The organism is Xenorhabdus stockiae (genome assembly GCF_002632825.1).
Lineage (GTDB): Bacteria > Pseudomonadota > Gammaproteobacteria > Enterobacterales > Enterobacteriaceae > Xenorhabdus > Xenorhabdus stockiae.
In genome coordinates this window covers 1-13,981 of sequence record NZ_NJAJ01000019.1, presented here as the reverse complement: position 1 = coordinate 13,981, position 13,981 = coordinate 1, and the positions used below count along the sequence as shown (strand labels likewise).

12 protein-coding genes are annotated in these 13,981 nt (G+C 43.7%); 6 read left to right on the top strand and 6 right to left on the bottom strand.

Translation table 11 applies throughout. The annotated features are described in order from the left end of the window. Together relA and rlmD are read right to left on the bottom strand one after the other, a co-directional pair. A complete protein-coding gene (relA, locus tag Xsto_RS11155) occupies positions 1–2,238 on the bottom strand; it encodes a GTP diphosphokinase (protein ID WP_099109959.1) in 2,238 nt (745 codons plus the stop codon). Positions 2,239–2,247: 9 nt separating this feature from the next. Then, positions 2,248–3,591 (bottom strand): 23S rRNA (uracil(1939)-C(5))-methyltransferase RlmD, encoded by a 1,344-nt coding sequence (gene rlmD, locus Xsto_RS11150; protein WP_099125139.1) that lies wholly within the window; start codon positions 3,589–3,591, stop codon positions 2,248–2,250. Positions 3,592–3,644: 53 nt separating this feature from the next. Here rlmD and Xsto_RS11145 point away from each other — a divergent pair, with 53 nt between their 5' ends. Then, positions 3,645–6,002 carry an ATP-binding protein gene (locus Xsto_RS11145; RefSeq protein WP_099109960.1) on the top strand — a complete coding sequence of 786 codons (2,358 nt, stop codon included), beginning with the start codon at positions 3,645–3,647 and terminating at the stop codon, positions 6,000–6,002. Here Xsto_RS11145 and dgt read toward each other — a convergent pair. Further along, entirely contained in the window at positions 5,986–7,533 is a 1,548-nt protein-coding gene (gene dgt / locus Xsto_RS11140) for a dGTPase (protein ID WP_099109961.1), read from the bottom strand. The genes Xsto_RS11145 and dgt overlap by 17 nt on opposite strands. A 258-nt stretch (positions 7,534–7,791) precedes the next feature. Here dgt and mtnN point away from each other — a divergent pair, with 258 nt between their 5' ends. The 3 genes from mtnN (at position 7,792) to Xsto_RS11125 (ending at position 10,073) form a co-directional block, all read left to right on the top strand. Further along, a complete protein-coding gene (gene mtnN, locus Xsto_RS11135; protein WP_099125099.1) occupies positions 7,792–8,490 on the top strand; it encodes a 5'-methylthioadenosine/S-adenosylhomocysteine nucleosidase in 699 nt (232 codons plus the stop codon). An 89-nt stretch (positions 8,491–8,579) separates the two neighbouring features. Further along, positions 8,580–9,380 carry a vitamin B12 ABC transporter substrate-binding protein BtuF gene (gene btuF / locus Xsto_RS11130; RefSeq protein ID WP_422646194.1) on the top strand — a complete coding sequence of 267 codons (801 nt, stop codon included), beginning with the start codon at positions 8,580–8,582 and terminating at the stop codon, positions 9,378–9,380. Between the two features lie 285 nt (positions 9,381–9,665). Continuing rightward, positions 9,666–10,073, top strand: a complete 408-nt coding sequence (locus Xsto_RS11125; RefSeq protein WP_099125097.1) for a glycine-rich domain-containing protein — start codon at positions 9,666–9,668, stop codon at positions 10,071–10,073. A 187-nt stretch (positions 10,074–10,260) separates the two neighbouring features. On the opposite strand, the gene erpA is transcribed toward Xsto_RS11125, so the two are convergent. Next, positions 10,261–10,605, bottom strand: coding sequence for an iron-sulfur cluster insertion protein ErpA (gene erpA, locus Xsto_RS11120; RefSeq protein WP_099109965.1), 345 nt, complete (start codon positions 10,603–10,605; stop codon positions 10,261–10,263). Positions 10,606–10,831: 226 nt separating this feature from the next. Between erpA and hemL the strand changes: the two genes are divergently transcribed. Beyond that, complete coding sequence (hemL, locus tag Xsto_RS11115; protein WP_099125096.1) at positions 10,832–12,115, top strand: glutamate-1-semialdehyde 2,1-aminomutase; 1,284 nt, start codon at positions 10,832–10,834, stop codon at positions 12,113–12,115. 79 nt (positions 12,116–12,194) lie between these two features. On the opposite strand, the gene Xsto_RS11110 is transcribed toward hemL, so the two are convergent. Continuing rightward, on the bottom strand, positions 12,195–12,542 hold the full coding sequence (locus tag Xsto_RS11110) for a bleomycin resistance protein (protein ID WP_099125095.1): 348 nt from the start codon (positions 12,540–12,542) through the stop codon (positions 12,195–12,197). Between the two features lie 49 nt (positions 12,543–12,591). After that, positions 12,592–13,332: a sulfite exporter TauE/SafE family protein gene (locus tag Xsto_RS11105; protein ID WP_169926630.1), complete on the bottom strand. Its 741-nt coding sequence runs from the start codon at positions 13,330–13,332 to the stop codon at positions 12,592–12,594. Between the two features lie 222 nt (positions 13,333–13,554). Here Xsto_RS11105 and Xsto_RS11100 point away from each other — a divergent pair, with 222 nt between their 5' ends. Then, positions 13,555–13,890, top strand: a complete 336-nt coding sequence (locus Xsto_RS11100) for an NAD-dependent epimerase/dehydratase family protein (protein ID WP_099125093.1) — start codon at positions 13,555–13,557, stop codon at positions 13,888–13,890. The last annotated feature ends 91 nt before the right edge of the window (positions 13,891–13,981 follow it).

Here is a 13,981-nt window from a genome sequence, read left to right as displayed (position 1 = left end):
TTAATTTCCATGCAGACGTCTGGCTTCAATCACATCAGGCAGTTGATTCAGTTTTGCCAGAACCCGACCCAGTACCTGCAAGTTGTAAATCTCAATATTCATATCGATAGTTGCCAGTTGCTGCTTCACATCGCTGCGGCTACTGACACCTAATACATTCACTTTTTCGTTAGCAAGGATTGTGGTGATATCACGCAGTAATCCGCTGCGATCATTGGCGAGCACTCTCACCACCAGAGAATAACCACTGGAGTAACTTTCTCCCCATACCGCATCCACCACACGCTCTGGCGCACTTGCTTCCAGTTCAGTTAACTGATCACAATCTGCCCGATGGATGGAAATACCGCGTCCGCGTGTAATAAATCCGGTAATCTCATCCCCCGGAATCGGCTGGCAGCAGCGGGCGATATGGTGCATCAGGTTGCCTACCCCTTCTACAACAACCCGACCATTATCTTTTTTATTGTTACGAGGAGTGAACGTCTTGCTTTCTAAAGTACGGAGCGCCTCGCGATCCGCCTCTTCCGCTGTCGTTTTATTAAATTTGCTTTGCAGGAAATTCGCCAGCTGATGAATTCGGATATCACCGACACCAATCCCCGCCAGCACTTCCTCCAGCGAATTCACGTTATAACGGGCAATCAGCTCTTTTTCTGCTTCTTTAACTGTGACACCCAAATGTGCCAGTTCACTATCCAGCATCTGGCGCCCGGCAATAATGTTTTTATCGCGATCCTGTTTACGGAACCAGTTGTGGATCTTCGCCCGTCCACGGCTGGTCGTGACATAGCCAAGATTAGGATTCAGCCAGTCACGGCTTGGGTTCGGTTGTTTCTGGGTGATAACTTCAATCTGATCACCCATCTGGAGCTGATAACTGAACGGCACAATGCGCCCGCCAATTTTCGCACCGATACAACGATGCCCGACATCGCTATGAATGTGATAGGCAAAATCCAGTGGTGTTGAACCAGCAGGTAAATCAATCACATCGCCTTTTGGCGTAAAAACATAAACACGATCATCAAATACCTGACTGCGGACTTCATCCAGCATCTCTCCGGTATCCGCCATCTCTTCCTGCCATGCAATCAGCTTCCGCAGCCATGCAATCCGGCTTTCATAGCTGCCGGATTTACCCCCGCCAATCGCCGTACCTTCTTTATATTTCCAGTGAGCTGCCACACCCAGTTCAGCATCATCATGCATCTGGCGGGTACGGATCTGAATTTCAAGTGTTTTACCGTTTGGCCCCAACACCACGGTATGGATTGACTGATAACCATTTGGTTTCGGATTGGCAACGTAATCATCAAACTCATCCGGCAAATGGCGATAGTGAGTATGCACTATTCCCAATGCAGCATAGCAATCCTGCAAACGTTCAACGACAATGCGCACGGCACGTACATCAAACAACTCATCAAACGCCAACGATTTTTTCTGCATCTTGCGCCAGATGCTATAAATATGTTTGGGACGCCCGTAAATTTCTCCCGAAATTCCTTCTTTGAGCATATAACGGCGCAGTGTCGTGATAAATTTTTCGATGTATTGTTCACGGTCAATCCTGCGCTCATGTAAAAGTTGGGCAATTTTCTTATATTCATCGGGATGCAGGTAGCGGAAGCAGAAATCTTCCAGCTCCCACTTTAACTGACCAATCCCTAAACGGTTGGCAAGAGGTGCATAGATATTGGAGCACTCTTTCGCAACCAATACCCGTTCATCTTCACTGGCATCCTTAACTTCCCGCAGGTAGGCGATCCGCTCCGCCAGTTTAATAATCACGCAGCGGAAATCTTCTACCATTGACAACAACATCCGGCGTACATTATCCACCTGCACTGAACAGGTAGCATCGGTATGCGTGGCTTTCAACTGGCGGATTGCATCCATTTCCAGCACACCATGAACCAGATCCACGATGGGTTGACCAAACGTTTCTGTCACGGTTTCGCTGTTAAGTAGCCGGGCATCAAGAAGGGGAAAAAGCAGTGCCGCACGCATACTGTCATTGTCCATGCTCAGGGTGGACAGAATTTCCACCATTTCAACACCACGCCACAATAACAACTCGGCATTAGGGTGATTCTGAACTTTTTCGTGACAGTAATGCCATGTTTCGGCTAATTTTTCACTGGATTGTGGATTAACAATATTTAAACTCGCAATCCACTTATCGACAGCAAATTCACCTGCCGGTGTGAGATGAGCACTTCTTACTGCAACCATAATTTCTCCCTACTCGATAGTCATCGGCTCTCGGCTGAATAAAGCCATAGATTCCAGATGACCGGTGTGCGGAAACATATCCAGCATCCGCACACTGACAAGATGATAACCGGCCTCCAGCAGAACTTTGCTGTCCCGCGCCAGGGTTGTGGGATTACAAGAAACATAAACCACTTTTTCAGGAGCCAGTTTTACTATATGTGACATGACACCAGCAGCACCTGCACGAGCGGGATCCAATAATACTTTATTGAAGCCCTGTGCGGCCCACGGCTGCTGATGGATATCCGATTCCAGATTTTCGTGGAAAAAACTGACGTTACTAAGCCCATTTAACCGAGCATTATATTGCCCGCTTGCAACCAATGCCGCAACGCCTTCCACACCAACAACCGCCTGAACTTTAGCCGCTATTGGCAGAGTGAAATTTCCCATACCACAGAAGAGATCCAGTATCCGGTCTTCCGGCTGCAAATCCAGCCATAACAGGGCCTGAGCGACCATTTTCTGGTTAACCACATCATTAACCTGAATAAAATCCTGTGGGCTGAATATCAATTTTAAACCATCCACCTGATACCACGGCTCAGATTGCTCTTCTTCAGGAGACAACGGCTCAAGGGAAGTTTCATCGCCAGCCAAATAAATCATCACCTGATTTTGCTTCGCAAAAGCCCGCAGTATTTCTTTATCTTCATACTTTATGGGGGCGAGATGACGTAAAACAACCAACGGGCCATTATCTGCTAACACTAATTCAACATGTCCCAGTCGTTTCACCACTTTCAGGCTGTTTAAACAAAGGGATAAGGGTTGCAATAATTTTTCCAGTTCAGGATGCATGACCGGACAATGCCCGATATCCACCAAATCATTGGTCTGGCTCTGACGAAATCCCATCACTAATTTACCCTGTCTGGCCTGATATTGCAGGCCAAGCCTTGCTCTGCGCCGATACCCATACTCAGGGCTGTGAATAATGGGCTGAGCACTGATACTGATTCCGGTCTCCCGCTGGATCAGGCGTTCCAGTACACTGGCTTTCGTTTTTGCCTGTAACTCAGGGGCGACATGCTGCTGCTGGCAACCTCCACACATTTTGAAATGCGGGCAGCGCGGAGCCACACGAGACGGGCTGTCTGATAAACGTTTTACCACTTTGGCTTTCGCAAACTGGCGTTTCTCTTCTGTCAGTTGAACTTGCGCCTGCTCGCCGGGCAATAACCCCGGAATAAAGATCGTTTTGCCTTGATGGCGGGCAATACCCTGCCCCTGAGCATCAAGATTGTCTGCGGTAACGGAAATAATGCTTCGGTTTACGGAGCGGTGATTTGGGGAGTAAAATTGCACCATGATTCTGACTGACTTTGAAAAATTGAGTTTTGATTTTCCCACAATGGATGCTTATGACCAAATATAGCCTGCGCACCCGTATGATGAGCCTGATTTTGGTTCCTGTCTTATTGGTCGGAACACTTGTGAGTATATCATTTATCTCATACCGCTATTATGAGTTGAAGAGCCTGATAGTCCGCAGTGGGATCAGCATTATTGAGCCGTTGTCCATTGCCAGCGAAGTAGGAATAAATCTGGATAACAGTAAGGGCGTAAAATCATTGATAAATCGCCTTCATCGCCGGAATTCTGAAATCGTTATGGCCATTGCGATTTTTGATGAACACCATCAGCTTTTCGAAATTTCCAATGATAAATATGATGTCAACCTGTTGCGACTCAGGCCGAATGATCCTATTCCGACAACACTGACTAAAGAAGAAGACAGCAACAGCATTATCCTGAAAATGCCGATTATCTCGGAAAGCAGTGCTTCTAACGGGTGGCCGGAAACACCACATAAACCCGTCCCCATCGGTTATATCGCCATTGATTTGGATTTGCGAGCCGCTCAACTCCAGCAATATAAGGAGATTGCAACTTCTATCATTTTGCTGATCCTCTGTCTCGGCGGAACGGCACTGTTTGCCCATATTCTGGTGCGTAAAGTTACAGAGCCTTTGGAATGTATGGTCAAAGCCGTTAACCGTATCCGGCAGGGGCAGTTGAATACCCGAGTAACGGGAGCCATGCCGGGCGAGTTATCCGCACTCCAGAATGGGATTAATACCGTCGCGGAATCGCTGTCAAAATATAAAGACGATATGCAGTTACATATCGATCAGGCGACTTCTGACCTACAAATTACAATGGAACAGTTGGAAATTCAAAATGTGGAACTGACTATCGCTAAAAAACGGGCACAGGAAGCAGTCAGGATAAAAACCGAATTTCTGGCGAATATGTCTCATGAACTGCGAACCCCGCTTAACGGTGTTATCGGTTTTACCCGACAGATGCTGAAAACACCGATAACCTATCAACAGGCAGAATATCTTCATGTCATTGAACGTTCTGCCAACAATCTGCTGAAAATCATCAATGACATTCTGGATTTTTCTCGTCTGGAATCCAATAAACTAATATTAGATCAAATACCTTTCTTACTGCGTGATACCGTCAATGAGGTGATCGAATTACTGACACCTTCTGCCAGTGCGAAAAATCTTCCCCTGCACCACTATATCGATGACCAGCTACCAAACCTGATGATTGGTGATCCTATCCGTTTGCAGCAAATACTCACTAACTTAATTGGCAATGCGATTAAATTCACAGATGAAGGCAATATCACACTGGAAATAAAGCTGCGCCAGCAAAGGCACCATATGGTGCAAATCGATTTTACCGTGACTGATACCGGGATTGGTATTAAATCAGAATACCGCCCTATTCTGTTTCAGGCATTCAATCAAGCCGATGCCAGCATTACACGTCATTACGGCGGCACAGGGTTAGGGTTAAGCATCACCAAGCGGCTGGTTAATGAAATGGACGGAGAAATCGATTTCATCAGTGAACCCACCAAAGGGACGGTCTTTTATTTTGATATCTGGCTGGAAAAAGAGGAGTTCCTGTTAGATTCAGTGCCTGCACATTTATCTCAGCCCCACTCGTCATTCCGCCTGCCTATGACGGTTATGGCAGTCGATGATAACCCGGCTAATCTGAAATTAATCGGCACACTTTTAAGCGAGCAAGTGGACAACACTATTCTGTGCAGCAGTGGTATGGAAGCCCTGAAAATGGCGAAAAAACATTCTCTGGATCTTATCCTGATGGATATTCAGATGGCAGATATGGATGGAATTCAGACTTCAGAGCAAATCCATCAATTACCGGACCATAAGCAAACCCCCATTGTTGCTGTCACCGCTTTTATCTGCGATGAAACCTGCAATCAGGGACATTCTCCTTTTATCGACTGTTTGTCTAAACCACTGGATGAAGCTCGCTTAAAAGACTTACTGCATCAGTACAGCCCAACGAAAAAGCCACAAGCCATAGACTGGAAACTGGCTTTACAGCAAACCGCCGGCAAAGAATCACTGGCGCTGGAAATGCTGGCAATGCTGGTACAATCCCTGCCGGAGATGAAAATGCGAATTGAACAGGCATTGAGCGCAGAAGGTGAGGCTCACCGTAAACAGTTTTTGCATCATGTTCATCAGCTGCACGGCAGTTGCTGCTATAACGGCGTACCTAAATTAAAGATGATTTGCGAACTGATTGAAAAGCAGTTAAGGCAGAATATTTCTCTGGCTGATTTAGAGCCTGAGCTACTCGAGTTTATTGACGAAATCGACCATGTTATTGCGGCAGCTCCTGACATACTGAGAGCCGCCAGAGCACTCACTTCGATACCATAAACTTGCGGTATTCTTCGTAAGCATAATGGTCTGTCATGCCACTGATATAATCCTGAATAAGACGTGCCCGATAGTAAAATTCAAGCACGTCTTTTTCAGTTTCGTCAGTGGCAATAATTCCCTCCACTGCTTCGTTATAAGCCAGCCGGTGTTTAGTTGAAAGCTTGTGCAACAAGCGGGTTTCAATAAAGTATTTTTTGTGGAAGTTATTCTGGTGTAGTTCCCAGAAATCTTGGCGGGATAATTCCAGTAACGGACTATAAACATCCAGCAAACCGGTAATAATCCGGTAGCCCTGTAATTCAAGTTCTTCCACTTCAGGGTGATTGAATACCCGTTTGCGCGTCACGCTCTTTAAGGTACTCAGTAAACGGTGTTCTTCGCCATTGGCTTCCAGTAAAGCATGATTGAAAGTACCGGCATAAATTTCTGGTAAATGTTCAATAAAACGCTGTGCCGTATAAGGGACTAATTTGCCGGTAATAAACACCCGCAGATACATGAAAAATTGTTCGTGAATATTACGGCGGGCTTCATTATTGGTCGTTTTTTTATAAGCCTGAATTACCGTCGATTCGAACAAATCGCCTTTGTGGTGACCACCATTCTCTTCCCATTCTTGTTTCAGATATTCCACCAGCTGATCAACATTAAAAATCCCTTTCTCAACCGCATCATCCAAATCAGCGATACAGTAAGAAATATCATCGGCGGCTTCCATAATATAGGTCAGTGGAAAACGGCAGAAATCCCCCAATTGCAGCTCTTTTTTCAATTCACGGATAAAACAATCTTCTGACCAGTAATAACCTTTTTTCTTCATCAGATAACTGAATTCTTCCGGAGATTCTTCGAGACGATAAGCCGGACAGGTATATTTGAGAATACAGCCGATTTGAGCATACGTCAGATTCAGTTTAAGCAGGCTGTGTGCCAGCCGGATAGCCTGCGCATTTCCTTCAAACTGGCATAGATCCATCCGCAACTGGCGTCGGAATAGATCTTTTTTCTCTTCTCCACTCAAACACAGTGCTGCAACCTGACAATTATCCTGCCGGTTGGTCTGTTCGGTCTCAGGTAATTCAGTCTCAGGTAAATAGTCAGGATCTAACCGGCGGGAAAACCAGTCCTTAATCGCCGCCTCGCCAAAATGACCAAACGGGGGGTTGCCGATATCATGCATCAGACAAGCCATCTCAATCAGGCTTTCAAAAGCACTCAGACGTTCACTCAGTCCATATTTTTCCAGCAAATTCTGTTTTGTCAGTTCGGCAATAATGGTTTTAGAGATATAACGACCAATTTGTTGCACTTCCAGTGAATGCGTTAACCGGCTGCGCACCGCCGCATTACGTTCCAGCGGAAACACCTGTGTTTTCTGCTGCAACCGCCGGATAGCCGCAGAGTTGATGATCCGCCCGCGATCACTTTCAAACTGCCGGTTTATCTGCTCTTCATTAGCATCATGGATAGAAGCGTTTCTGTACTTGCGCTGAAAATTCAGTTTTTGCTTGAAATCAATCTTAGGCATCAATCCCCCCATATCGAATGATACGATTATTTATAGCCTGAACCTCTGGCAGACGATTATTTAATGATACACTGCCGCATTAATCAGGCCTATACCCGTCGTCTTTCAAGCTGCCTCTTTGTTGGCTACGCTCACTCACCCCAGTCACATAGTTTTCTATGCTCCCGGGGATGTGTTCCCTCGCCGCCGCGATGCAACTCGAAATCCATAGGGTATATATGAATAGGCACAAACTAATAACAAAAGAGAGTATGACACATGAAAGTAGGTGTAATAGGTGCAATGGAACAGGAAGTGACTTTGTTACGCGACCAGATCGAAGGTCTGCAAACATTGTCGCGCGGTGGATGTGAGATTTATACCGGTAAGCTGAATGGTGTTGATATCGCCTTGCTGAAATCCGGGATCGGTAAAGTCTCTTCCGCACTTGGCACTACTCTGTTAATTGAACATTGTCAGCCGGATATCGTAATTAACACCGGTTCAGCCGGCGGTCTGGATCCGAAACTGAAAGTGGGTGATATTGTGGTATCTGAAGAAGTACGTTACCACGATGCTGATCTTACCGCTTTTGGTTATGAACCGGGCCAGATGGCGCAATGCCCTGCGGCATTTATTGCTGATGAAAAATTAATTACTTTAGCTGAAAAATGTATCCAGTCTCTGGAGCTGAACGCTGTTCGTGGTCTGGTTTGCAGTGGCGATGCCTTTATCAACGGCTCAGAACCACTGGCACGCATCCGGGCGACTTTCCCACATGTTGCAGCGGTTGAAATGGAAGCGGCAGCAATTGGTCATGTTTGTCATCAATATAAAGTGCCTTTCGTTGTTGTTCGCGCTATTTCTGACGTTGCAGATCAAGAATCTCATATCAGCTTTGATGAGTTTCTGGTTGTCGCGGCACAGGAATCCACACGAATGATCAACGCAATGCTGACTGAACTCAGCAAGCAGTAATCGCTTAGAGCCTATTTTATAGGCTCTAAAGTTTGGAACATCAATTAATGAAATTCTACTTGAAAACCACCGATTATCACTCGGTCTGGATGGTATTTTTATTTCTACTGTATAGCTTTTTAAGTGTTTTCAGTGCTCCACTTTACGCAACAGCTTCCCGTGTGATCAGCCTTGCCCCCTCCACCACTGAACTTGCTTATGCCGCAGGCATGGGCGATCAGCTTGTCGCTGTCAGTGCTTACTCCGATTATCCTGAAGCAGCAAAAAAACTGGAACAGGTCGCCGATTGGCAGGGTATCAATGTTGAGCGGATCATCGCCCTGAAACCTGATTTAATCTTGGCATGGCGAGGTGGTAATCCACAAAGGCCACTGGAGCAACTCGCTGCACTCGGTATTCCGATTTTTTACTCTGATGTGAAAAAAGTAGAGGATGTTGCCACTGATTTAGAGCGGCTGGCAGCCTATAGTTCACATCCGGATACAGCTAAAAAAGCCGCTGCGGATATCCGGCAAAAATTCAGTCAGTTAAAACAAAATTATGCCAAAGCAAACCCTACCCCAGTATTTATCCAATTTGGTATAAATCCAATTTTTACTTCATCCAGCCATACCATTCAGAGTGAAATTGTTTCTGCATGTGGAGGCAGAAATATCTTTGCCGATAGCCCCGTACCGTGGCCTCAGGTTAACCGTGAACAGGTTCTGGTACGTAAACCGGAAGTCATTGTGATGGGCGGAACGGAAGCTCAAAAACAGAGAGTAGCCGAATTCTGGCGGCCACAGTTGAATATCAGAATTATCACCATCAATGATGACTGGTTCAGCCGCGCCGGGCCAAGGATTATTCTCGCAACTGAGCAATTGTGTCAGCAATTGACACTGCATTAAAAATAAGAATTCAAACATTACTGCTTCATTATTTTTATATTTTAAAATCTCTGTTTTCTGGTTATAATCCACACATCGGTTTTATACTGGTAATTATTACTAATATAAAATTGATATCAAAAAAATAACTTATGTTATTAGAGGTATTAATTATGAAAAGAACACGAAAAATAGCTAAACCATCAGCTTGTGAATAAACTCATAAACCTTTTTATAAATAACAAACAGGAATAGGATTAACTCCTATTCCTGATTTATCTATGTAAAATAAAAGGGATTAAGAAAATGACAAAAGAAGAATTCACTGAAAAAGTCAAACTCCTTGATCTTACGTGGATTATTAAGAAAATCACTCAAAAAGACCCGAATATAGCCAAAGTATGGACAGAAGAGGGAGCAAATGATGCAATGGAACAATATAAGAATTTTATGTTTATTCTATATAAATATAAAGGCTCAGATATAAAAATCGTTCCCTCTATCGAAGTAGATGAAATATGGCATCATCATATTCTTGATACTCAACGTTATCAAAATGACTGTCAAAACATTTATGGTCACTTTATGCATCACTCTCCCTATTTCGGCTTGCGGGATGATAATTATCTCAAAGAATTAAATAAAGACTTTATGGTAACTCAAGAGCTTTATTTCAAAGAATTCGGGGATTATATGTACGAAGTTGACTTTTAAGCATTAAATAAATTTAATTAACATCCATCTATAATAATTAAATTTTATATAAGTAAAATTATTTAGATCAATAAGTGCAATGAAAAAATGACTCAACGCGAAAACTCTATAAGCTTGATAGCGCCTTAAGGGCAACGTAAACGTTGCCCTTAAGTTTTACATTGAAATGAGTGTTCAATGTTCCCAATCAGATACTAAAAGAAGAGCCACAACCACAAGTCGTTTTTGCGTTCGGATTAGTGACGATAAAGCGGGAGCCTTCCAGACCTTCGGTATAATCGACACAGCCGCCCACCAGATATTGCAGGCTCATCGGGTCAACGACCAGCTCAACACCCTGTTTCTGAATTGTCATATCACCTTCGTTCATTTGGTCATCGAAAGTGAAACCATACTGGAAACCGCTACAACCACCACCTGTAATATAAACCCGCAAACGCAGATTCGGGTTCTCTTCATCAGCAACCAATACTTTCACTTTGTTGGCTGCGGCATCAGTAAACTGCAAAGGCAATGCAGCATCATCGCTCATATTTTTACTCCAGTCCGGTTTTCCGGTAAAAATTCTCGGAAAGTTACTGTATACCCAATAGGGGGCATAAACCTTCAGATCAGTTAACAGCGATTATCTAATACCTGACTGATTCGTTCAAGTTTTGCCATACATACTTATTCCTTTGCTTCTAATTTGGCTTACCTACTTGGGTGATTTAGAATGGCAAATCTACATATCTCTCGTCTTTCAGGAGCATTGATTAATGAGCCAGTCCGAAACACTTTACTCTCAGGCAAAACATGTTATACCCGGTGGTGTAAACTCCCCGGTGCGCGCTTTCAATGGAGTTGGCGGTACACCTGTATTTATCCAACGTGCCAACGGTGCCTATCTTTACGATGTCGATGGTAATGCCTATATCGATTATGTCGGTTCATGGGGACCAATGGTTCTGGGGCACAATCACCCTGCTATCCGCAACGCTGTCATTGAAGCTGCTGAACGTGGTCTGAGTTTTGGTGCTCCGACGGCTGCCGAAGTAGAAATGGCAAAACTGGTAACAAAGCTGGTTCCTTCAATGGATATGGTTCGTATGGTGAACTCAGGCACGGAAGCAACGATGAGTGCCATCCGTCTGGCTCGTGGTTATACTCAGCGCGATAAAATCATCAAATTCGAAGGTTGCTACCATGGTCACGCAGATTGCCTGCTGGTAAAAGCCGGTTCCGGTGCTCTGACTATCGGACAACCAAATTCTCCGGGAGTTCCTGCCGATTTCGCCAAACACACTCTGACCTGCGTCTACAATGATTTGAATTCAGTGCGTGAAGCATTCGAAAAATTCCCCGAAGAGATCGCCTGTATTATCGTCGAACCTGTTGCCGGCAATATGAACTGCATCCCACCGCAACCTGAATTTTTGCCGGGGCTGCGTAAACTGTGTGATGAATTCGGCGCTCTGTTGATTATTGATGAAGTAATGACAGGTTTTCGTGTTGCTTTAGGTGGTGCACAGGAATATTACGGAGTTAAACCTGATCTCACTTCTCTTGGAAAAATCATCGGTGGTGGGATGCCTGTTGGTGCATTCGGTGGCCGTCAGGAAATTATGGAAAAACTGGCTCCAACCGGCCCTGTTTATCAGGCGGGAACCCTTTCCGGCAACCCGATTGCGATGGCGGCAGGTTTAGCCTGCCTGAAAGAAGTTGCTCAGACTGGTGTCCATCAATGCCTGAGTGAACTGACGGATAAACTGGCAACGGGATTAAAAAATGCGGCTGCCAAAGCTGATATTCCTCTGGTTATTAACCACGTTGGCGGTATGTTCGGTATTTTCTTTACCGATGCGAAAAGCGTTACCTGCTATCAGGATGTGATGAAATGTGATGTTGAACGATTCAAGAAGTTCTTCCATTTAATGTTGGATGAAGGCGTCTATCTGGCACCATCCGCATTCGAAGCTGGTTTTATGTCTATCGCTCATTCAGAGGAAGATATTCAGCGTACCGTTGATGCTGCTGCTCGTTGTTTCGCTAAGCTGAAATAAGTTTCTTATTATGGCACCACAATTCAGTGGTGCCGAATAAATAGCAACAGATTATGAAAAAACACTCAATATCTCTGTTTTAATTAGATGGAATTTGACCAAATTTGAGTAGATTTCCACTGGGATCATATAGATACATCTCTAATCCTCCCCAACTGGTTTCTTTTATATCTGATATTTCAACTTTACCGTTAAGCTCATCAAATACTTCCTGAATATTCTCTACGTATATATAACATGAAGTATTTTCCGCTATATATTTATCATCGCAAGACCAAAAATGTAATTCTGTATCTCCTCTCGATACTATTCCATATTGTTCACCGAATTGAGAGTCACAGGTAAAACCTAGTCTTGCGGTATAAAACTGGATCATTTCATCCATATTTAATGCGGCTAAAACGGGTACAGATTCCCAAGAGCTCATCTTACTGACTCCTTAAATAGGAATATTTTCCTCTGAAAAATACATTGCACTATACCAACACCCGTATCGCCTGAATTGCAGACATTACTGCCAGTACTCCCAGCAGAATAAGCATCAGCCCGCGAAAATGCTGAGCACTGATACGAGTTCTCAGACGAGTGCCAATAAAAAGAAAGAGGACAGATAATACTGTCAGTAACAGTGCAGGCCATAAATAATCCGAAGAGAATAGTTCAAAGGCTTCGTTACGTAATACGATCAATTGGCTGATTTTGCCGAGCAAAAAACAAAGATTAGCCGCCCGCGCGATTTCATGACGATCACTGCTCATTGCCAGCAGACACATTATCAATATAGGTGACATGGCATTTGTCGCCCCACCGATAATACCCGCCACCAAACCGAATAGTGACAAAATAACCGGATTTGTAGATAAACGGAGATTCGTGCTACGGATACTATTGATAATGTAAAATGCAATAACTCCACTTAATAGTAATTGCAAATAAGCCGGATTAACCAGAAATAAAAGTTTTGCTCCAATAAAACTGCCTACTAAGGAAAATAGTGCCAGCAAACTGTATTTATGTAATATCGGGCCAATTTTCCCACCGGAAATGACACTTAACACATTGATCAATAATGTTGGCCATAAGGCTAAAACCACCGCCGCTTTTAATGGCATAAATAGACTTAATGCCGTTGTACTGGCAATGGGGAAACCAATGCCACTGATGCCATGTAATAAAGCAGCGGTAATAAATAGTAGGGATAAGATAATAATATTCATAAATTGAAGTTTTTTATATTTTACTAAAAAGATCCTGTAATGGATCATAACCCATGATACTTTGATTATGAGCATTCAGGACTAAAAAACCATACAAAATAGAAATAATCACTTCTGAGAAAAATAAATTTAAAATATGCTTACTTCATACATATGTCAAAATTTTCGTGTATAAAATCACAACAACATTTCATCTGAAAACAGACAGGATCAAGGAAAATAATGTCAAAACGTACTATTTTGTTAACTGGAGCAAGTGGGCGTATAGGACGGACTTTTTTTCTGGCAATGCAGGATCGTTATATTTTCACTCTTGTAGATCAAAAACACCCTGACTATCACATTCCTGCCCCACATTGTTTCATACTGGCTGATTTATCTAATCCCTCTGCTGCGGAAGATTTAGTTTCTGATGTAGAAAACATTATCCACCTCGCCGGTATTCCCTACGCAAATGCAGAATTTGAAGATTTATTACCTGCCAATATCTTAACCATAAATTATCTACTTCAGGCCGCAGCCAAATCACAATGCCGACGTTTTATTTTTGCTAAATAACTTTTCATAATAGTGAGACACTCGATTTACTTTCTCTGAAAGAGTCTATTTGCAGATTTTTTCAAGAATTTTTTCACATTACTGAGCAGTT